The organism is Humisphaera borealis (assembly GCF_015169395.1).
In the GTDB taxonomy this organism is placed as follows: Bacteria; Planctomycetota; Phycisphaerae; order Tepidisphaerales; family Tepidisphaeraceae; genus Humisphaera; species Humisphaera borealis.
Genome location: NZ_CP063458.1, coordinates 6,439,086 through 6,460,194, shown reverse-complemented (window position 1 = coordinate 6,460,194; position 21,109 = coordinate 6,439,086). Strand labels below are relative to the sequence as shown.

Here is a 21,109-nt window from a genome sequence, read left to right as displayed (position 1 = left end):
CCCTTTGGTACGACTACGGTTCGATGGTGTCGGGTGGGTTGCGTGCGCCAACGAAGCCCGTCGCGTCCGCCAAGGCGGACCCTACGCGAGCGATCCCTTGGTGCTGGGCACTTCGTCGTTGCGTGGGTCGTGGCTGGTCGCCTGCCTCATCGCCTTGGCGAGGGCTTTAAAGATCGCCTCGGCGATGTGGTGGTTGTTGGTGCCGTAGGGAACCGTCACGTGCAGGTTCATCCGGGCGCTGGTGGCGAGGGCCTTGAGGAACTCTTCGACCAGCTCGACGGGGAACTGGCCGATGGTTTCGCCGGTGAACTTGACGTTGAACACGAACGCCGGCCGGCCGGAGAGATCGACCGCGACCTGGGCCAGGCTTTCGTCCATGGGGACGGTGGCCCAGCCGTAGCGGTAGATGCCCTTCTTGTCGCCGACGGCTTTTTCCAGCGCCTGGCCGAGCACGATGCCGACGTCCTCCACGGTGTGATGGCTGTCGACGTGCAGGTCGCCGTCGGCGGTGACGTCGAGGTCGATCAGGCTGTGACGGCTTAGCAGGTCGAGCATGTGGTCGAAGAACCCGACGCCGGTCGAGACCGTGTTACGGCCCTTGCCGTCGAGGTCGATCGACAACTCGACCTTGGTTTCCTTCGTGGTCCGGACAATCTTGGCGGTGCGGTTGGGCATATCGTCAGTTTCCACATCGTCGAAGAGGATGCCAGCCACGGGTCAGACCAGATGACCACAGTTGGAGCGGCGTCCGTGACACGGGTTTCCAACCCGTGCGAGCTGCGCCGGAGTAGAGAACCGTGAATCCTCAGCGAACTCAAAGAGATTTGAGTGAAAGTCAGAACCCTACTGAGGATTTGTATTTATCGAACATTCGATCGTCGCCCGCACGGCCTTGGAAACCCGTGTCAGGGACGCCTGCTAAGCTGCCGAGCGTGGTGATTCGCGGGCACACGCCGTATCGCCCCTACTTGGCGACGACCGGTTCGGGCTTCTCGGGTTTCTCGGCACGCTCTGGTTTTTCGGGCTTCTCGGCCTTTTCCACCTTGTCCGGCTTCTCGCCGTCGGCGGCGAGGTCCTTCACGCCGGCGATCAGTGCGTTGTTCTGCTGGGCCGTGCCGATCGTGATGCGGATCTTGTCGTTCAGCCCGGGCTTGTCAAAGAAACGCACGAGGATGCCCGCCTTCTTCAGCCCCAGGTACGTCTCCTTCCCTTTGCCACTGGGCACGCGCGCCAGGATGAAGTTGCCATGGCTGTCGAGCACGTCCCAGCCGAGTTGTGTCAGCTCGCTACTCATCTTTTGCCGTTCCCGGCGGACGTACTCCCACTTCTGGCGGTAATACTCCTGATCCTCGATCGCCGCCGTCGCCGCGACGATGCTGATCGCGTCGCAGTTGTAGCTGTCCTTGACCTTCATCATCTCGGCGATGACGTCCGGCTGCGCGATGGCGTAGCCGAACCGCATGCCGGCCAGGCTGTAGCCCTTGCTCATCGTCCGGGTGACGATCACGTTGCGGTGCTTCTTCACCAGGCCGATGCAGTTGTCATCGGCGAAGTCGGCGTAGGCCTCGTCCACCAGCACCAGGCCGGGGAAGACGGTCGCCAGTTCCGATACCTTCATCGGCGAGACGAAGGTGCCCGTCGGCGCGTTGGGGTTGGCCAGGTAGATCGCATTGGCCTTGGTCGCCAGCAGCGCCTCGATCGGCAGCGCGTAGTCGGGGCCCCACGGCACCGTCGCGACCTTGGCTTCTTCGAGATTGGCCAGGACCGAATAGAGCGAATATGTCGGGTCGGGGTAAGCGAGCGTTCCGCCGGGCGGAATGAAGGTTCGCGTCGCGATGGTGAGCAGGTCGTCGGAGCCGTTGCCGGCGAGGATCATGTCGGGCGACAGGCCGAGCAGTTTCGCCGCCGCGTGACGGAAGTCGGCGGCGTCGGGGCTGGGGTATCTGCGGAGAGACTCCTCGTCGATCTCGCGGATCGCCCGCATCACCTTCGGGCTGGGCGGGAAAGGGTTCTCGTTGGTGTTCAGCTTCACGACCCGTTCACCGGGGCCGGGCTGCTCGCCGGGTGTGTACCCGGCCATGTCGCGCACATTGGCGCGGACGAATTGGGGAGCCATGGAACACACTATAGCAAACGGCGAGCGCGGCGACGAAAGATATCCGCGGAGAAGAGGTGTCGGGGTGGCGAAGTGGATGGGTGGCGCGGTTGCAACTCTTCTCACACGCGGGTGCGCGAATCAGTATCGATGACTGGAACGCGACCGCGCCACCCATCCACTCCGCCACCCCGACACCTCTTTACAGCCGCACGGCAACGCTCGCCGCGTGGCCGTCCAAACCCTCGGCGTGGGCGAGCGTGATGATCGCCTGGGCATCAGCGGCAAGTCCTTCGCGGTCGTAGCGTTCGACGCTGCCGCGCTTCATGAACTCGATCGCGCTGATGCCGCTGCTGAAGCGCGCGGTCGTGTTCGTCGGCAGGCAGTGGCTGGGGCCGGCGATGTAATCTCCCGCGGCAACGGGGCTGTACGGGCCGACAAAGATCGCCCCGCCGTGCCGCAGCTTCGCCAGGATCGCGTCGTCGTCCTTCGTCTGAATGTTCACGTGCTCGGCGGCGAATGCGTTGCCCCAATCGAGCAGTTCGTCCCAGCTCTCGCTGATGAGAATCGCGCTGTCGTTGACCAGCGATTTCTTGAGGGCGGGAATGCGGCTGAGTGCGGCAACCTGTTTCTCGATCTCCGCCGTCACCGCCGCCGCGAGCTTCTCGCTGTCGGTCAGCAGGAAGCAGCTACCTGGGTCGTGCTCGGCCTGGGCGATGAGGTCGGCGGCGATGAACGCGGGGTTGGCGGTGTCGTCGGCGAGGACGAGGATTTCGGAGGGTCCGAGGAAGCCGTCGATCCCCACCACGCCGGCGAGAGCGCGCTTGGCGAGCTGTACGTAGCGGTTGCCGGGGCCGACGATCTTATCGACGGCAGGAATCGTCTTGGTGCCAAAAGCCATCGCGGCGATCGCGGCCGCCCCGCCGGCGCGATAGACGTCGGTCAGCTTCAGCTCGTGGCACGCAGCCAGCACCAGGTCGCTCTTGCCGTACTTGCTCGGCGGCGTGCAGACGACGACGCGCTTCACCCCCGCCACCTGCGCCGGGACCGACAGCATGATGAGCGACGACGGATACGCCGCCTTGCCGCCGGGGAAGTAACAGCCGGCCGAATCGAGCGGCGTATACCGGAGGCCCAGCTCCACGCCTGGTCGTTTCAGCGGTTCGGGATCCTGCGGCAGGATGTGCTGCTGGTACTCCCGCACCTGCGCGATGGATCGTTTGAGCGCCGACATCTGCTCGGCCGGGATGCGGCCGTGCGCGGCTTTCATTTCTTCCGGCGCGACGCGGATCTGCTCGGCGGTGAACGCCGGGTCGTCGAACTTGCGGGCCGAGTCAACGATTGCGTCGTCGCCGCGCTTGGCGACATCGGCAAGGATCGCCATCACCGCGGCGACGTCCTGCTGCTGTTGCAGGACGACATCGGCTGGCTTCAGTCGCAGGCGGTCGAGCAGCGCGGCGGCGCGAGCCCGATCGGCCGGCACGGACAGTTGCAGGGTCGGAATCATGGCGGGCAGACTTTAGGGCGTGGGCACCGGGATGGAAAGCCGTCGATCGAAAGCAGCCGCAGCGGGCCGGCCCGGTTGTCTTGCTTTCACTTCTTTCGCGCGGCAGAGGCGTCGCCCGGGTGCCGGTGAATGACGCGAAGGGACATGGGCCGCGAACTGACTTTCAGGCGCTCAGTGCTCGCGGTGCCTCGACGATGAAGGCGACTTCGCAGTATGCCCTGCCGTGGCCACAACCGTCGGGCGTCACCTTGAGTTCGACGATGCGGTCGGCGGGGAAACGGACCAGTTCCAAGCCACTGCAGTCGCACACTCGGCAAACCCGCTTCTCGATGGTGACAACCCCGACAATGTGATTGAGTGTCATGTCACACATGCGGACCTCCAAGGAGAGATCACTTCCATCTATGTGACGGGCCGAGCCTGAGAAATGGTTTCTTTATAGAGCGGATTGTATTGATAAATCGAACGGCGTCTGCCGGCGGGGATGTAAACGTGGGTCGTAGGAAGTTACTGGTAGGGTAACTCGTCGATCTTAAAACGTACGCGGCAGACGGCGGCACCGGATTTTATGTCTTCCGGGCGACATCGATCAGGTTCCACGCTCAGTTCCAACAGCCGATCGGCTGTAAAGCTTATGAGCTCTTCCCCCGCACAGTCGGATACGCGACAAACCCCCTTGCTGATCCAGAATACTCCCAAAACTGTGCGCGCAGAGAACGGCATAGCAAAATTCCTTCGGCTACTGAGCGCTGGATAAGTTTAGCGCGAGTTCCGCGCCTTCGAAGCACGAGCGGAGCAACGCCTGATTGCCGCCTACGTCGTCCAAGTGTCGCTTGGCCTCGGCGTGAAGTTTCTCCAACTCCCCAATCGTGTGGTTCGCCATCCGGTGGTACTTCGTCAGGCTCCATACGCCTTCCACCGCATTGAGCTGCGGCGCGTAGGTCGGCAGATAGTGCAATCTTAAACGCGGGTACTCCGCCGCCAGTTCCTTCACGATTGGCGACTTGTGTGCCGAGAGGTTGTCCCAGACCACATCGATCGTTTTGTCAGGATACTCGACAAGCACGCGGTGCAGGAACGCCGCCGCCTGCTCGCCGCGGACGTAGCTGTCGGGATGGAAGTCGCACACGAGATCGATCTTCGCCGTGGCGGCGTGCAAGACCACGGCCCCCAGCACGCTGACTTTCTGCTGCCGCCGATTGCGGTAGGCGACGACCGGCGTCTGAGCGATCGGGGCCCAAGTCTTCTTGACGTTCGGCGTCATCATGAAGCCGACCTCGTCGGCCATCAGAATCACTCCGCCGGACTCGATACTTTTTTTAGAAGTTCCGGCCAGAACTCCGCCCGCCAGGCGGCCACCTTCACCGGGTCGTGCTCGCGTGCCCGACGTTGGGGCTTCTGATGGGAAAAGCCCATGTCTTTCAGCATGACGCCGATGTGGTCGTGGTGGTACTTCACCTGGAACTCACGCTCGATCAGGTCGGCGATCAGCTGTTGGGTCCAGAGATACTTGTCGAATCCGCACTCCCTGGGCGTCTTGAGCAGCAACCCGGCAAGAGTCTTACGCTGGGCCTCATTCAGCCGCGACGGGCGTCCGGGTGGTTTGCGCGACACCAGTGCGTCACGGCCGCCCTTGCGGTATGCCCGCCGCCAGGCTCGGACGGTCTGGTCGTCGACCCCAAGGTCTTTGGCGATTTCGGCCGGCTCGCGATCCTGCTCGAACATGTTGGCCGCGATGCTCCGGACCCGATCCCACTCCTGGCGTGTTCCTTTCTTTCGCATGGCGCGGATTTACCATCGATCCGCAGAGGGCGCAAGGGGTTGCGCGCTATGAAAATCTAGCGGTCAGTAAACGGTCTTCGATGGGCAAAAGACGGCTCTCGCGGTGAAAAAGTTCAACCGAGTCCAATTGTCCGTTATTCTAAAGTGAGAAGTTGCCCCAGAAGGCGCCGAGGGGAATCCCTATGGCAAGGCTCCGGCGCTGTTCCGATCGGCAATCGTCGGTCAGTCAAGCAGTCCCAATGCCGCCCGCGGTGCATCCAGAGTTCCCGTCAGGTCGCGGTACCTGCTGTGACAAGTGATGCATGTGGCATTGATACGGTCGAGCGCGCGCGTCATCGCCTCGCCCTGTTTATGGCTGGCGTGGTCCTTTAGCTCGACGGCGGATTGCTTCAGGCGTTTTGCCTCAGAGAGGAACCCTTCCCGGGTCTCCTTCGAGAGTGGTTTATCCTCGATCGCGAACGGGATTCGATCGGCCGCCGTCACCAGCGCGTCGGCGAGCACGCTTGCCTGGGCATAGGCCTTCTCGAGGTCGGCAGCGGGCTTGGGCGTCTCTACATCCGCCGGCAGGGTCTTCGGCGTGTAGTCGGCGGCGGTCATTGAAATGACCTTCATCAGCGCCTGGAGCTGCGGCGTCTGTACCGAGTGCTTGCCTGCCGTCTTCATGCTCGACGCAGGCGTCGGCTTGGGGGCTTCCGGGGTCGATGTGCAGGAGGCGGACCACAAGCCGACGATTGCCAGCGCAACGCCGAACGTCGTTGAATAGTGAAGCCGCATGGGAGCCTCCGCGTAAGGGGAACCAGAACCGATTTGCAGTCGTCAACGACCCACACAGGGTGGTCGCCATTCCGGCAAGACGATTCGGGATTCCCCAGAGGTTCAGCGGCAGGCCGTCAATCGGTCAATGCAGGAAATCGTAGATCTGCACGCGATCCCAGTGTTCCTTGTTGCGGGCGATGAAGTCCTTGTGCAGTTCGTGGATCTGGTACACGTCGTGACCCGCCGAGTCGTCCAACACCACGCACAGGCCGACGTCGTACGAGTTGTCCACCACTTCCCGGGGCGTCATCGCCGGGCGTCCGGTCCAGAGATGGCGGACCGTGGGGATCTTGCCGAGGTAGTCCTTGGCGTCTTGGATCAACTGAGCCCGGGAGGCGTCGGACGAACCGGGCTTCATCCAGAAGTAGACAATGTGAATGAACATGACTTTTTCTCCGTCAGAGGCGCGAAACCAGTGCGAGGCGGGAATGGTACGAACGTGGCGGCGGAAGGGAAGAGGAAGCCGCTCAATGCCGGGCGAAAATGCGGTATCACCACAAGGCACCTGCGGTGCGACCGCTAATCATGGATGTCCTTCCCCCGAAAGGAGAATTTCAGACCACGGGCTGTCCTCCGGGCGTTCGCGTCTTGGTGATCCCTCGCCATCTGGCAAAAAGACCTCCGATCCCTAAGCTCCTTCCTTCCCGACCATGAGCGATCGTTCCCGCCCTATCCGAGTCCTCCACCTCGTCGGCCGTCCGCCGGATGTTCAGACGGAGCGCGCAATCGAAGCCTTGTCTGGTGGCGGATCGGTCGGGACGGCGGCGTCCGTTGCCAGGATTGGTCCCGGCGGTACCTGGCTGCATCTGCCGGCGGCAGTTTGGGGGCTTCGACGGCTCGCGCAGCAGGCCGACCTCGTTCAATGCTGGGATGACCTGGCCCTGACGGCCGCCGTCGCGGGTGGCGCGGCGAAGATTGTCTTCAGCCCGCAGTCATCGCCGACGCCCCGGTCCGCCCGCTGGCTTCGGGCGGCGATGAGCTATCGGGAGATTCACATCGTCTGCCCGGCGGCCACCGCACGGCGGTACTACGCCGAACGAGGGGTGCCAATCGATCGGCTGCACCTGGTCCGGCCGGGGGTGGATTTCTCCCGCGTGCGGCGGCAACGCGACCCGGCGTTGCGGGCCGCGCTGGGTATCCGGCCCGATGACTACGTGCTGCTCGTCCCCGGCGAATCGACCGATGCCGCCGACCACTACCTGGCCGTCTGGACGGGTTCGATCCTGGCGTGTCTTGATGCGCGGTATCGCATTCTGATGCTAGGCCGCGGGCCGCGGGCGGCTGCCGCGATGGCGCTGGGTGCGAAGCTCGGACAGCCTCGAATGGTCTGCAACGCCGACGCGACACTGGGCCGCCGGGCGGAGTTCGAGTCACTGGCGTCTGCCGCCGACGCCGTGCTGGTGACGGCAACCGGCGGAAGGCGGACGCCTTGCGCCCCGGGAAACCCGGCGGCGAGCACGCTGCCGGTGATCGCCGCGATGGCGGCGGCGCTGCCGATCGTCTCGGTCGTTACGCCGACCCTGGCAGAGATTCTCGAAGACCGCCATACGGCGCTGATGGTCGGTCAGCCCAAGGCGAGGTTGCTGGCGGCCAAGGTGTTGGCGATGCGCGAGGACGCTGACCTGGCAAAGAGAATCGCCGACACTGCCGCCGCCGAGGCGTACGAACTGCTGTCGCTGTCAAAGTTCCGCGAAGGGTGGCGCGAGGTGTATGGGAAGATCACCGCCGGTGCGGTCTCGGCCGACGCGCGCCTGAGCGAGCGTCCGTGACACGGGTTTCCAACCCGTGCTAGCGATGTACGGAGACGGGACGACGCAAATCCTCAGACCATCTCTTCAAAGAATGGGAAAGAAAAAGGCAAGAAAAGTGCCTGAGGATTTGCGTCATCCGATATCCGCACATCGCTAGCAAGGGTTGGAAACCCGTGTCACGGACGCCCGCCAATTCACTTGCTCGCCGATGCGGCGGAATCCGAAGCTGTTGTAGAGCGAGATCGCCGCGGCGTTCGATGGGTCGACGCTCAACATGACGTGCTTAAAGAGCGAACGGGCGCAGATCTCCAACGCCCGAGTGATGAGCAATCGTCCGATTCCCTGCCGACGGGCCGACGCCGACACGTAGACCTGATCGATCCGCCCGACCTCGCCGACGGCGAAGACCGTAACCCTGCCGACCGCCCTGCCGTTTCGCATCGCCAGCAGAGCGTCGCATCGCGGGTCGTCCAGGTGCAGCATTCCGGCGTCGGCGAGCGTGGGCTCGGGGTTCCACGAGTCGGGTTCTTCGGCAAGCTCCCGGGCCTGTCGGAAGGCAGCGCGCGCGGGAAGGATGCTGATCCCGCCATGGTCGCGGGCGTCATCGCGGGCGTCCTGGTCTGCTCGACCCGATCGGCCGGTCAGTGCCATCACGTCTTCTGTTGTCCGGTGGTAACCCCGTTTCGCGAGATAGGCCGGTAACGCCCCTGCAGCTTCATCATGCGGGCCGGGCGACTCCAACGCCGTCGCGGGTATACGAGCCTGTACACCAGCTGCGACGCCCATCTGCCAGTACCAGCACCTTGTCCCGCACCGATCGAAGTGTCGGCGGACTTCGTCGAACGCCTCCTGGGGTGATTGCCCCGGCTGCAGCGTGGCCTCCAGCAATCGGTTGGCGTCATGGACGTTGGGAAGCTGCGGATTGCTGACCGCGACACCAACATCGAGCTGCTCAATCTCCCCCAGGTGTTCGGCCCAAAGTCGTTCGGTGCGCTGGTAAAGGCGCAGCAGATCCTGATCCGACGTCAGGGCGTGCTGGGGAATCACCGGCAGTGCCATGACGGCGATTGTACGGCGTGCGGATTCGGATCAAGATACCGCGACGGGAATCTCGCGAGCTGCGGGTTTGGAAGGAGTTGGGCCATGTCGGACGGGAAGAGCGAACTTGCGGACCAGGGCAAACCGTCGCCAGAAGGCGCCGCTTTGCCGCCTTCAACGGTGGTGGGCGAGACTGCGCCGCCGGCCCGGCCGATCGCTCCGATGTCGAGTCCGGCAACCCTTGTGGGCTCGGTTCCGCAGGCGATGCGATACCCGGATCCTTCGGCCAGCCCGGCGACGATTGTCGGTACGGTGCCGTCGATGGCGGGATATCCGCCGATGCCCGGCGGGCCGGTCCAACCCCCGCCCTACCCGACCCAGCCCTACGGACAACCGCCGCCGTATGCCGCGGCCGTCCCCTATGCCACGCCGACGGGGACCATTCCATACAATGCGCCATCAACAGACCCGGCGACGGGCCAGCCGCAGCCGGCCTGGCTGGGTTACAGCATGAATCCGCGCCCGGATCGGTGGCACCTCGCGATCGGCTTCGTGAAACTGCACTTCTCCCGCGCGATCGCACGCGATTTGCGATCCGTCGATGTCGCCGCCGACGAATCCCCCATCCTCGCGTCTCATGGCGTTCGCGACCGCACGATCCAGCAGTACCTTCTGTGGCGGCGAAGCTGGCTCTATCTGCTCCTGCCGCTCGCGTTTCTCGCGGCGACCATCCAGATGACCAGCTTCTTCAGCGAGACACGTGACCTCAGCAATTTCAGCTGGTTCGGCATTATCGTTCTCGGAACAACCTTCGTTTTGCAAATGATCGGCTACCCCATTGCCGCGGCACTGGCGGTTTGGAAATGGGATCAGGCGAGATTCTCCCGCTGGACGCTGATCATTGGATGGATCGCCTCATTCCTCCTGCCGTTCCTGGTGGCTTTGATTCCGTTCGGCGACTTCATCGTGATTGAGGAGACCGATCCGGACTTCATCGTCGGTCAGAAATTCGGTGCCGGGCTCGTGGGGGCGACCTTCTGGCTCTTCAGCCTGTTGCCGGCGCTGCTGGCGATCATGCCCGGCATTCTGCGGGCCTGCGTGCGGATCAAGAGCCTGCTGCCGGAGTCGATCGTCCCGGGGTGGATCATCGTCATGACCGCGCCGTTCTTCACGTTGGTGCTGCTGGTGGTATTCGTCGCGGTGAACCAGGTGGCCGGCAATCTTCTGCTGGTGGGCGGCGTGTTGCTGATCATGGCGTCGCCGGCGGTGTTTCTCATACGTACCGACCTGCTGGTCAAGCCGGTGATCGAAGAGAAGGAACGGCGGCGGATCGAGGCACTGCAGGTCGTTTATGTGGCGACGATTCTGATCGGCATGGCTCTGCTCCTGACCTACGTGTTCACGCTGAAGGTTATGGGTAAGCCCGTGGTCGGCAATACCGAAGCGGTACCACCCGAACCGACCGCCCTGATTGGCGTCGGGCGATTCACGTGGGAAGTGATGACTTTCCTGATCGCCTATTCCGCCAAATCGGTGTTCGTGACGGCCGTCGCGATCGACCTGTTCATGATGCTGAACCTGTCCGTCTGGAAGAACCTCAAGGCGTTCGAAGGCACTCAGCACGCGGCGGTTTACGACCACATCATGGATTCGTTCCAGGACCTTGTGGAAGGCAAGGACGATTCGTCGCGTCCTTTTGCCACGACGCCGACGAGGGCCTTCGAAGTGATTCCGTCCGGGAAGAGCGCGGGGACGAATCCGTCGTCAGGAAACCTGGAGCCAGATTGACTCATGTGCGGAAGCTGCGGAAATGAAGAATGCAAAACATGCAATGAAAAATGCAAAATGTCAGTAAGCAGTCACGGGAACTGATCATTTTGCATTTTTCATTGCATGTTTTGCATTCTTCATTCCATTTTATCCCCCGTGTCCTAAGTCTCTTGGGCCGTCGCCCGAATCGGCGATTCGACGATCATCGTCACCGGTCCGTCGTTGACGAGATGAACCGCCATGTCCGCGCCGAAGCGGCCGGTTGCGGTGGGGATGCCGGTGGCGGCGACCGCTGCCAGAAGCTTGTCGAACATCACCCGCCCTGCTGCCGGGTCGGCCGCGTTATCGAGGCTGGGTCGACGCCCCTTGGCTGTCGCGGCGGCGACCGTGAAATTGCTCACCAGAAGAATCCCTCCGCCGATCTCCTTCACGTCGCGGTCGAAGTTCTTCTGACCATCGGCACTCGGGAAGATGCGCAGTGTCGTGAGCTTGCCGGCCGTCCAGGTGATGTCGGCTTCCGTGTCGCGGCGCTGCACCGCGGCCAGGACAACCAGACCGGAGCCGATCCGGCCGACCACCTCATGGCCGACCGAGACGTGCGCTTCGAGAACGCGTTGAACGATGCAGATCATGGCGTTGATTGCTCTCCGCTGAGCACTGGGTGAGGCGACAGCACGGAGCCAGTGGTTCGCGTCTTCGTCACGCTGTCCACACAGGCCCGCACAAAATCACCCGGCTGCGCGGTTGCGTCGTCGAACCAAACGTCGAAGTACCGTTCGCACCGACCGTGGCGCAGTGTCTCGCTCGGCGATGCTACGGCGTCGTGTTCGACGAGCAACTCGACCGTCTCTCCGACGAACGACCGCCGGAACGCCAGGCTGTTTTCGTCGGCGATCGCGCGGAGGGTTTCGATGCGCTCCCCCACCACCGGGCCGCGAATGAAGTCCTTCTGCCAACGTGCCGCCGCCGTCCGGGGACGGGGCGAAAAGTGGAACGCATGCACGTGAATAAAGCCCACGTCGCGGACGACCTGTGCCGTATCGGCAAACGCGGCGTCGTCCTCGCCGGGAAAGCCGGCGATCACATCGGTTGTCAGCGCCGGCCGGTCGAACGCCTCGCGCACCTCGTCGGCCATGCGGAGGAAATCCGATCGCGTGTATTGCCGGTTCATTTTACGAAGCAGGCGGTCCGAGCCGCTTTGCAGCGGCAGATGAAAGTGCGGCACGACCTGCTCGTGGGACTTCAGGGCCGAAAGCAGGTCGCCGGCGAGGTCGCCGGGTTCGAGGCTGGAAAGACGCAGCCGTCGCAATCCGGGCACGCGCGTGCAGAGTGCATCGACCAGGTTCGCAAGCGGCGAACGGACGGACCTGGCATCGGTCCCCGATCCGACGTCGAACCCTGAACTCCGCGCGTGCGCGGTCGCCTCGGCTGGGGTAGCGACGTTCTGTCGACGGCGCAGCGCCGTCGAGTGCCCGTAAGCGCCCAGGAAAATGCCGGTCAGAACGAGTTCGACATGGCCCGAATCGACCAGCCGGCGGGCTTCTTCGACGGTGTCGTCGATCGGCTTGCTCCAGAGCGTCGGTCGAAGCTGGGGAATGATGCAGTAGGTGCAGTGGGCGTCGCAGCCGTCCTGGATCTTCAGGAGTGCACGCTGTCGGCCGGTCTGGTGCTGGCCGAGCAGGGGCAATGACGCAAAGCCTGCACGGCGGGTCGGTCGGCGGTCGATTTTCCCGTTGACTGTCACACTCACAGTCGGTCTATTGAACGACTTCTGGTTTCCTTCCGATTCGGCCAGTTGTTGCGGAAGTGCCGAAGTGTCCGGACGAGGGTAGGTCGAGTTGTTTTGGTCATCCCGGAGTCCGTCGATCTGATCCCCGCCGACGTTTGCCCCATGCCCGATGGTTGGATTGACCGAATGAGATTCGTCAGCGGGTGACGCCCAGGCACTCAGCAGCCGATCGATCTCCGAGGCGACGTCGTCGTGATGAGTGATGACGGCGTCTACGCCGGGGATTGCCCGTGCGGCGGCGGGATCGCTGGTCGCCCAGCATCCGGTCAGGATGACGCGGGCCGTCTGGCCTGTCGCCGCGGGTTGGTTGGCCTGCTCCGTCGGTTCGGGTTCCGACGTGCCTGTTAAGACAGGCAAGCTGAGCGTCGATCGCCGGGCGGTTTGCCGGCTTTTGCCGGCGGCCTGGATGGTCACGCTGCACGTATGGACCAGGCGAAGGTCGGCCGGGGCGTCGCCGGCGGAAACCAGGCCGCGATCGCGGAGCAACTGGGCGAGTTGTTCCGCCTCGTACTGGTTGACGCGGCAACCGAGCGTCTGGATGGAAAAGGTCCGAGGAGCCATTGGAGCGAATTCGGGACAAGTAGGGCGAACCGCAGGGCAGTGCCGGGCGAAAGACTATAAGCGGCACGCGTCGCCAAGGCGATGTGTTAAGTTCCGCGCTAGGCAGATACTTGCAGGAAACATTGAGCCGCGAACGGTTTGAGGGTAAACATGACGCTGGCGATCTGACCGGCCGGGTGTTTTTTCGGCCGTCGGAGCGGGCGTGATGAGGAGTTGGTCGCGACCGAAGCGCCCAATGCGAGGACGACTCGCGAGAGAGGAATCCTGCCTCCCATCGGCCGCACTGCTGGATGCGGATCGCCATCGAGTGTCGAACGAACAGTTGGATCAGTTGTGAACGCCGGGCCCTCGGTTCCGCTACTCTGATGAGTGCGGCACGGGCTCGGCTCACCTCGGAGTTTTTATGGCCACTCCCCGCGTCGCCTGGGGTATCGATATCGGCAACCGCGCGCTCAAGGCGGTCAAGCTCGTACGCACCGCCACCGGGGTCAAGATCGATGACTACGACGTCATCGAGCATGAAAACCTGCTGTCCAATGCCGGCGACAATCGCGAAACGCTGATCCAGACGGCACTGGCGCTGTTCCAGGGCAAGCACAACCTGAAGGGGCTTCCCGCTGCGGTCGGTGTAAGCGGCCAATCGAGCTTCGCACGGTTCATCAAGCTGCCGCCGGTCGAAGAAAAGCAGATCCCGCAGATCGTCAAGTTCGAAGCCATCCAGCAGATCCCGTTCCCGCTCGATGAAGTCGAGTGGAGCTACCAGCTCTTCCGCGACGAAGCCAGCCCCGACATCGAAGTCGGCATCTTCGCGATGCGCAAGGAACTGGTGAACCAGCACCTGGCGTACTTCACCGCGTCGGGCGTGAACGTGCAGGTCGTCCAGATGAACCCCTTGGCCGTCTACAACGCGCTGGCGTACGACGACAAGATCAAGGGGACGACGATGATCATCGACCTCGGCGCCGAAAACGCCGACCTGCTCATCGCCGAAGGAGAGTCGGTCTGGATGCGCAGCATCCCGATCGGCGGGAATCACTTCACCGATGCCCTGGTCCGGGATTTCAAGCTCCGGTTCGAGCGGGCCGAAGAGCTCAAGCGCACCACCGCCACGAGCCCGCACGGGCGGCGGATTCTCCAGGCGATGCGGCCGGTGTTCGCCGACCTGGTGTCCGAAATCCAGCGGTCGATCGGGTTCTACTCTTCGACCCATCGCGATTCGCGCATTGCCCGGGTCATCGTGCTCGGCGGCACGTTCAAGCTGCCGGGGTTGCAGAAGTACCTTCAGCAGAATCTCGGCTTGGAACTGCACAAGCTCGATGGCATCGGCCTTGAACCGCCGAGCGATCCCAAGATCGCCGCCGCGCTCAGCGAGAATGCCCTCTCGTCAGCCAGCGCCTACGGCCTGGCGTTGCAGGCGCTGGGCGACGCGAAGATCACCAGTTCGCTGCTGCCGGCCGCGATCCAGAAGGAGCGGATGTGGCAGGAGAAGACCAAGTGGTTTGCGGCGACGGCAGCCGCGTTCGTTGTCGGCTCCGGCATCGCGTTCGGCACGTACCAGATGGAGAAGTCGGCGTTCAACGAACAGGAATCGACCCGCGGGGAGATCGACCGCGTGCTCGCCGAAGCGACGGGTGTCGCGGGACGGTTTAAAGAGGTCTCCGGCCGCGGTGAGGCGGACCGGGCCAAGATCAAGGAAATGACCAGCCTGTCGGAAAGCCGCGACGTGTGGCCGAAACTGATTGCCGAAGTGGACGCGGCCGTGCCCATGCCCCCGGCCACCCGCCCGGCCAATGCCCCGCCGCGTGGGCAACGCAAAGAGGTCCGGCTCGAAGACATGGAAGTCGAGTACGTCCCGGCGATGGCCCAACTGGTCGAGAAGGGCCCGGACGGACGTTACCTGCTGCCGGCGACCTCCTTCAATGAGCGGGCCGGCAAGCGCGATCCGATGGCAATGGCAGGACTGCGATCCCGCCGGCCCGGTATCGGTGCAGGTGCGGCTCCAGGTGTGGTCCCTGGTGCCGCCGCCCCGGGAGGATTTACCCGCGACGATGCCGGCAGCCCGGTGCCGTTCAGTCCGGGTGGCAGCTCGGTGGGTCCGGTCGCCAGTGGCGACGCCAGTGCCCCCGGCCAGAAACGGGGCTACCTGCTGACGCTGCACCTGACGACGCCCAATGTTGGCGGCACCAAGTTCATCGAAGACACCGTGGTCAAGGCATTCCTCGACCAGGAATCGACGCGAACCAAGATCTACGAGCAGGCCAAGGCCCAGCTCGCCGCGCAGGGGCTCACCGGCCCGCTGCCGCATATCTCTTACAGCGTGGCCCGCGTTTCGATCTCCTCCGCACAACAGTTGAAGTACGATGAAGCCCGCAAGCAGGCCTTGATCGCCAAGGCCCAGGCCGCGCAGGCCCGCGAGTTGGCCCAGCAGCCGCAGTCGCTGGATATCGGCGGTGGTGCCGGCGGTGCCGGTCGCCTGGATCTGCGTGGGTTCACGCCCGATGACGGCGGCGGTGTTCCGGGCGTACCCGGCGTGCCGGGACTGCCGGGCGGCGTGGGGCTTCCGGGTCTTCCCGGTGGCACCGGTTCGACTGCCCAGGACGTAGCCGCTCAACAGGCCGCGGCCAACGCGCTACTGGTCGACCCTGTCACCAAGGAGTCGCTGCAGGACGACTGGGAGCTGACGGTGCTGATTGCCGTCGTGCTCGATCCACACGCGGCAGTTCCCGCCGCCCCGGCCGCCGAGGCTCCCGCCGACGGTTCGTCCGGCGATCAACCTCAGTAGTCAACTGTCGTAGCCGCAATGGCCGGAGTCGTTCCCTCGACCCCGGCGGGCCTTCGAGGGTTCTAAGATCACAATCGTTTGGACAGGCAATCCATGGAACTGGTCAAGAAAAACATCCTGAGCATCATCTGCGGCGTGGTGGCGCTGGCGGCGATCATCTTTCACTTCGTCGTCACGTCCGGCGGCTTTTCCGACCTGGAAACCAAGGGCAAGGCACGCGCTGCCAAGCAGGCCGAACTGAAGAACCTTCGGTCGGCCGAGTACGTGATGCCCACCATCAGCGACGCGCCACCGGTCAAGCTTGAGCGCTTCCCCAACGAGAAGGCGATCAAGGATGCCGAAGGCCTGGTCAACCAGTTGGCCGCCCAGGCCAAGGGCCTGGTCGAGCAGGCCGTCCGCATCAACCGCCAACCCTACAACCTGATCGTCCCGGAATCGCTCCCGATGCCGACCGACCCGCGGAAGTACGAGTTCCGCGAGCAGTACAACCTGGTGCTGAAGCCGGGCGGCAAGCCCAAAACGTTCGACACCAAGAACCCGGTCGTCAATCTCGCCGACGACATCCTTCAGTCGGCCGTCCCCCCCACCGACGCCGAGATCCTCGACGCCAAGAACAAGCTCTGGAAGGACGAGCATTTCCCGAAGCTGATCATGGTCAATGGCGTGCCCGTGAATCAGAAAGAAGTGGTCAGCGAGTTCCTGCGGGCGACGGCGAAGTTCGAGGAAGAGTTCCGACGCAAGCGGGCGATGAGCTTTAAGGTTTACCTTGAGCCGAACGCGCTGGCGATTTCGCCGCGACTCGATCTGGCGGGCAGGACAGCCCCGGCGGCGGAGGATATCTGGTTCGCCCAGATGTCATTGTGGGTTCAGCAGGACGTCTGCGCCGCGATCGCCCGCATGAACGCCAGGTCGACCAACATCCCGGCGTCGGTGGTGAAGCACCTGGTGGCGGTGGACGTTCGGCAGGACTCGTCGATGTATGTCGTGCCCGGCGGACTCGCCGCCGCGCCGGCCGTGGCGGCCGCACCGAGTTCGGATGGCGGCGAGGCTCCCGCGGACGCCGGTGCCGCACCGGCCGCGGTGGGCAAGGATTTTGCGCTGTCGCCGACCGGCCGGGTCTGCAACCCGCTTTACGACGTGGTGCAGTTCGAACTGGTGGTCGTCGTCGATCGCCAGTACATCAAGGACTTCCTGGAGCAACTGCAGTTCGGCAGGTTCATCGCCGTTCTTGATACCGATATGCAGAATATCGATCTGGACGATGCGGTAAGCCAGGGTTACGACTACGGGTCGAGGCCGGTGGTGGAACTGCGGGTGAAGTGTGAGTCGCTGTTCCTGCGGGAATGGACGGCATACAACAACGGCCCGATGCCGCAGTCGGTTCGCACCATGCTGAGGGTGGCTCCGCCGCCGGCTGCGGTCCCGGCTCCGCAGCCTGATGCGGTTGTTCAGCAGTAGTGTTCGTCGGGGGTGTCGCGGTCGGCGCTGAGGCGCGTTGAAGAACAGGATCGTCCGTCTGCGGATCGAGGTGTTTCATGGACAAGATTCTTCCGATTCTCGAAAAGTACGTGGAGTGGATCGCCCTGGGTATCGGGGCACTCTTCATGGCGCTGATGGGCTATAGCTATGCCGTCAAGTCGCCGGTGTCTGTCCCACTGGGGACCGAGCAACTTGCGCCCAGTGCAGTCGATCCGGCCATCAAAAAGAGCCCGGACTTGGGGGCATTGGTCGATGCGATGGCGAGCAAGAACGGCGCACCGAAACCGGGGCAGATCACACCGGTCGCGGCCGCCCTGCTCTCCGAAATCAATCGCCCGGTGCCTGTCCCGGATCTGGGAGGCAGGAAAGGCCCGGAGCAGGGGCCGGTCAAGACCGTTGCCGAGGACGCAACGATCCCGACGCTGCCCAAGGCGATGTATACCGACATGAGCAACGGCTGGGGCCTCTATCAATGGGCCAAGTGGCAGCCGCCGCCGGCCGCTGTCCCGGGGGCTCCGGGTGTGCCGCCCGGCGCGGGCGTGCCGGCCGCTGTGCCGTTCAATCCTGCCGGCGGCGTCGCGACGCAGATGATCCAGCAGGAGTTCGGCTGGTGGACAGGTAAGTTCGAACTGAGCATGGCGCAGCTCACGGCTGCGTTGAAAGCGGCAAAACTTGATCCGCAGAATCCTGCCGAGTTCAAGTCGGCGTTTCTGGGTGTTGAACTCTACCGTCAGGAAAAGCAGTTGGATGGCAAGTGGGGCCCGGAGACTCGGATCGCCGCGCTCCCCGAGTACCTTCCACAGTTGAAGTCGCTACCGGCCGACAACGCCACCAGGCCGGTGAAGGCCGAGTTCATGTCCTGGGCGGCGCAAAACGTGGTGATGCTGGTTCAGCCGCCGTTCCCCCAGGTGGTGGCGGGTGATCCGTGGTACGCCCCGGGTACGCCGCCGCCGGCAAAGGTGAATCAGAATGATCCGGGTGCGGTTCCTGTGCCGGGCGCGCCAGGTTTGCCGGGCGTTCCTGCTCCCGGTGCCGTGCCGGGGTTTGTGCCGCGTATGCCGCCGCCGGTCGGGCCGCGTGGTCCGGCCGCCCTGCTGCCCGCGCGGGGCCGCCCTTATCCGATGATGTTTGCGATGTCGGGCCCGGCATTCGGTCAACCGAGCGACCGCGGCTTCGCACCGGCCGTTCCGCAGCCGGGTTTCACGCGTGACGACGGCAGCACGCCGGTTCCGGGTTTCGGCACCGCACCCGGCGACGCCAGCGGCGTGCCCGGCGCGGGCGATCCGGAAGGCGTCTTCAACCCCGATCTCCTGGTGCAGCAGGCGGTGGGACAGGCCCTGCCGGACTTCAAGGCGGTGATCTACGCCCATGACATCACCGTACAGCCCGGCAAGACCTACCAGTACCGGGTGAAGTACCTGCTCCGGAATCCCCTGTTCCTGATGGAACGGGTCAAGCCCGAGTATGCCAACAAGCTGGCGCTCGTGAGCGACTACTCGGACTGGTCGAAAGAGTTCACCGTTGCGGCTCGGGTCGAGTTCTGGGTGAACAAGGTCAACGAGAACCGTGGCGTTGTCGAGGATGCAGAGTTTGATGTCTTCGTCGCCGCCGCCGCCGGTTGGAAGCAGGAAAAGGTGAAGGTCGCACCGGGCGATCAGATCGCCAAGGGCGACGGCAACAGCGGGTGGTCGCTGGTGGACATCCGCAAGAGCAAGGACAACAAGTACGAGGTGGTGCTGACCGATATCAACGGCCAGATCCAGCGACGCGACCTGCAAACCGACCTGGACGATCCCAAGCATCGCGAACGGGCCGGGATTCCCGAAACGCCTGCCGTCGGCCCGAGCCTGGAAGGTGTTCCGCCACCGGGCGCTCCGGGTGTCCCCCCGGGCACTCCACCCCGCCGTCCACCGCCGGGCCGGGGCTTTACACCCGACTCGTAAGTTCCAAGGGAAGGCAACGCATCACCGACGCGTCCTTCCACGACGGGCGTCGCCGACCACCGGCGTCGCCTGTCGTGTTTTCAGGGCCTTCAATTCTGGTGACAGCTCGGTGCCTGTGACGTGCCCGCTTGTACGCCTCCGCCCGCGCTTCTACGATAGATCACGATGAACGCCACTGAATCCAAATCGACAATGACTTCCCCCGCCAACGGCAGGACTGCAAGCGATCGGATGGTGACGATTCGCATCCGACGACAGGACGCCCCCGACAAGCCTGGCACGCAGCGCTGGGAGGAGTTCTCAGTGCCGCATCGGCCGCAGATGAACATCATCTCATGCCTGCAGTACATCGCGGCCAACCCGCAGACCACGGCCGGTAAAGAGACCACTACCCCCGTGTGGGACAGTGGTTGCCTTGAAGAAGTGTGTGGTGCCTGCACGATGGTCATCAACGGCAAGGCTCGTCAGGCCTGTTCGGCGCTGGTGGATCGGGTGGGCGAACCCGGCCAGCCGATCACGCTCGAGCCGATGGGCAAGTTCCCCCTCATTCGCGACCTGTTCGTCGATCGGTCGCGGCTGTTTAACGATCTGAAGCGCGTGAAGGCCTGGGTGCCGATCGACGGCACCTACGATCTGGGCAAAGGGCCGGCGGTTTCGCAGAAGTCGCAGGAGACGGCCTATCCGCTGAGCCGCTGCATGAGTTGCGGCTGCTGCCTGGAGGCCTGCCCGCAATACACGCCCAGCAATCACTTCGTCGGTGCGGCGGTGATCAGCCAGGCCCGGCTCTTCAACGAGCACCCGACCGGCAAGGCGCTGAAGGAAGAACGCCTCGAAGCACTGATGGGCGAAGGCGGCGTCGGTGATTGCGGCAAGGCCGGGAACTGCGCCGAAGTGTGCCCGAAGGAAATCCCCCTGCTGGAAAGCATCGCCGCGGTTCAGCGGCAGGCGACCGTGTACTCGCTCAAGAAGTTTTTCATGAAGTGATCGCCCGGTTCGAAAGTCGATCGTTGATTGTCGAACGGAAGCCGATATCCGTTTTCCGACGGCCCTCGTTCGACAATCGCCTAAAACATAACGCCGGGACGAGCCTCTCCAACTCGTCCCGGCGTCTTATTTTCGTGCCCGGTCTGTCGATGACCGCGGCTTCTCAGGCGGGCCTTGGCATTCTCTCTCCGGAAGACACCACGATTACTTGGCGGCCCCGCCTGAAGTCACACTGCCGTTGAGCACCGGAGCCTTGGCCGCGGCGGCTTGGGCGTCCTTGATCCTGGGAGCGGTCGGGGAGTAACCGCCGGGGTTGCGGCCGGCGACGATCTTGACCTGCTGGTCGGTGAGGCCGCGATCGCGAAGGTACACGCGAACGGACTGTTCGCAGCCGGCGAGCTTCTCATCGCCGGAGACGTTCAGGTAGATCGCCATCGGAAGCGCGTCGTCGTCCGACATCATCAGGTCGAGCTTGTTCTCGCCCAGCGAATTGAGGGCGGTGGGATTGCCGGCGTCGAAATGGCAGGCGTGCAGCGTCGCGTCGGCGCGGGCGCCGCTGGCGGCGGCGGCGTCAAACACGCGGTGCACCTGGCGAGGTTCATCCGGCGACGTGAATTGTTCGCCGGCGATGCCGGTCAGGTCTTTGTCGGCCTGCTGCGGCTGCGACTTGCTGCAACCCGTCATCGTCGGCAGCGATGCCAGCATCGCCGCGCCGACCAGGACCTTGAGCATTACTGACCTGATGTTGTTGGGTGTGTTGGTCATAGCGTTACCTTGAGCCTTTCGGATTTCGGACTTTGAATCTCGGAGTT

General features: G+C 63.8%; 18 protein-coding genes. 6 read left to right on the top strand and 12 right to left on the bottom strand.

Annotation, left to right across the window (positions count from 1 at the left end; translation table 11 throughout):
* Positions 1-81: 81 nt before the first annotated feature.
* The 8 genes from hisB to IPV69_RS24270 form a co-directional block, all read right to left on the bottom strand.
* Entirely contained in the window at positions 82-675 is a 594-nt protein-coding gene (hisB, locus tag IPV69_RS24305; protein WP_206292320.1) for an imidazoleglycerol-phosphate dehydratase HisB, read from the bottom strand.
* A gap of 289 nt (positions 676-964) precedes the next feature.
* Positions 965-2,116: a histidinol-phosphate transaminase gene (hisC, locus tag IPV69_RS24300; RefSeq protein ID WP_206292319.1), complete on the bottom strand. Its 1,152-nt coding sequence runs from the start codon at positions 2,114-2,116 to the stop codon at positions 965-967.
* 181 nt (positions 2,117-2,297) lie between these two features.
* The gene (hisD, locus tag IPV69_RS24295; protein WP_206292318.1) at positions 2,298-3,602 is read right to left on the bottom strand and encodes a histidinol dehydrogenase; all 1,305 of its coding nucleotides are present in this window, start codon (positions 3,600-3,602) and stop codon (positions 2,298-2,300) included.
* A 163-nt stretch (positions 3,603-3,765) separates the two neighbouring features.
* Entirely contained in the window at positions 3,766-3,975 is a 210-nt protein-coding gene (locus IPV69_RS24290; RefSeq protein ID WP_206292317.1) for a hypothetical protein, read from the bottom strand.
* Positions 3,976-4,341: 366 nt separating this feature from the next.
* The gene (locus IPV69_RS24285; RefSeq protein ID WP_206291035.1) at positions 4,342-4,890 is read right to left on the bottom strand and encodes an IS630 family transposase; all 549 of its coding nucleotides are present in this window, start codon (positions 4,888-4,890) and stop codon (positions 4,342-4,344) included.
* A gap of 5 nt (positions 4,891-4,895) precedes the next feature.
* Positions 4,896-5,384 carry a winged helix-turn-helix domain-containing protein gene (locus IPV69_RS24280; protein WP_206291034.1) on the bottom strand — a complete coding sequence of 163 codons (489 nt, stop codon included), beginning with the start codon at positions 5,382-5,384 and terminating at the stop codon, positions 4,896-4,898.
* A 222-nt stretch (positions 5,385-5,606) separates the two neighbouring features.
* Positions 5,607-6,158 (bottom strand): cytochrome c, encoded by a 552-nt coding sequence (locus tag IPV69_RS24275; RefSeq protein WP_206292316.1) that lies wholly within the window; start codon positions 6,156-6,158, stop codon positions 5,607-5,609.
* 124 nt (positions 6,159-6,282) lie between these two features.
* A complete protein-coding gene (locus IPV69_RS24270; protein ID WP_206292315.1) occupies positions 6,283-6,585 on the bottom strand; it encodes a Dabb family protein in 303 nt (100 codons plus the stop codon).
* A 265-nt stretch (positions 6,586-6,850) separates the two neighbouring features.
* Here IPV69_RS24270 and IPV69_RS24265 point away from each other — a divergent pair, with 265 nt between their 5' ends.
* Positions 6,851-7,969 carry a glycosyltransferase gene (locus IPV69_RS24265; protein ID WP_206292314.1) on the top strand — a complete coding sequence of 373 codons (1,119 nt, stop codon included), beginning with the start codon at positions 6,851-6,853 and terminating at the stop codon, positions 7,967-7,969.
* A gap of 135 nt (positions 7,970-8,104) precedes the next feature.
* Here IPV69_RS24265 and IPV69_RS24260 read toward each other — a convergent pair whose 3' ends face one another.
* Positions 8,105-9,010 carry a GNAT family N-acetyltransferase gene (locus IPV69_RS24260; RefSeq protein WP_206292313.1) on the bottom strand — a complete coding sequence of 302 codons (906 nt, stop codon included), beginning with the start codon at positions 9,008-9,010 and terminating at the stop codon, positions 8,105-8,107.
* 84 nt (positions 9,011-9,094) lie between these two features.
* Here IPV69_RS24260 and IPV69_RS24255 point away from each other — a divergent pair, with 84 nt between their 5' ends.
* Complete coding sequence (locus IPV69_RS24255; RefSeq protein ID WP_206292312.1) at positions 9,095-10,777, top strand: hypothetical protein; 1,683 nt, start codon at positions 9,095-9,097, stop codon at positions 10,775-10,777.
* Positions 10,778-10,920: 143 nt separating this feature from the next.
* Here IPV69_RS24255 and dtd read toward each other — a convergent pair whose 3' ends face one another.
* Both dtd and IPV69_RS24245 read right to left on the bottom strand, forming a co-directional pair.
* Positions 10,921-11,391, bottom strand: coding sequence for a D-aminoacyl-tRNA deacylase (gene dtd, locus IPV69_RS24250; RefSeq protein ID WP_206292311.1), 471 nt, complete (start codon positions 11,389-11,391; stop codon positions 10,921-10,923).
* On the bottom strand, positions 11,388-13,109 hold the full coding sequence (locus tag IPV69_RS24245) for a MiaB/RimO family radical SAM methylthiotransferase (protein WP_206292310.1): 1,722 nt from the start codon (positions 13,107-13,109) through the stop codon (positions 11,388-11,390). Before IPV69_RS24245 ends, dtd begins: the two co-directional genes overlap by 4 nt.
* 403 nt (positions 13,110-13,512) lie before the next feature.
* Here IPV69_RS24245 and pilM point away from each other — a divergent pair, with 403 nt between their 5' ends.
* The 4 genes from pilM to sdhB all read left to right on the top strand — a co-directional run bounded on the left by pilM (position 13,513) and on the right by sdhB (position 20,297).
* Positions 13,513-15,891 carry a type IV pilus assembly protein PilM gene (gene pilM, locus IPV69_RS24240; protein WP_206292309.1) on the top strand — a complete coding sequence of 793 codons (2,379 nt, stop codon included), beginning with the start codon at positions 13,513-13,515 and terminating at the stop codon, positions 15,889-15,891.
* A 93-nt stretch (positions 15,892-15,984) separates the two neighbouring features.
* A complete protein-coding gene (locus tag IPV69_RS24235; protein WP_206292308.1) occupies positions 15,985-17,349 on the top strand; it encodes a hypothetical protein in 1,365 nt (454 codons plus the stop codon).
* A gap of 77 nt (positions 17,350-17,426) precedes the next feature.
* Positions 17,427-19,313, top strand: coding sequence for a hypothetical protein (locus tag IPV69_RS24230; RefSeq protein WP_206292307.1), 1,887 nt, complete (start codon positions 17,427-17,429; stop codon positions 19,311-19,313).
* A gap of 192 nt (positions 19,314-19,505) precedes the next feature.
* Positions 19,506-20,297: a succinate dehydrogenase iron-sulfur subunit gene (sdhB, locus tag IPV69_RS24225; protein WP_206292306.1), complete on the top strand. Its 792-nt coding sequence runs from the start codon at positions 19,506-19,508 to the stop codon at positions 20,295-20,297.
* 204 nt (positions 20,298-20,501) lie between these two features.
* On the opposite strand, the gene IPV69_RS24220 is transcribed toward sdhB, so the two are convergent.
* Positions 20,502-21,062, bottom strand: a complete 561-nt coding sequence (locus IPV69_RS24220; RefSeq protein ID WP_206292305.1) for a hypothetical protein — start codon at positions 21,060-21,062, stop codon at positions 20,502-20,504.
* Between the last annotated feature and the right edge of the window lie 47 nt (positions 21,063-21,109).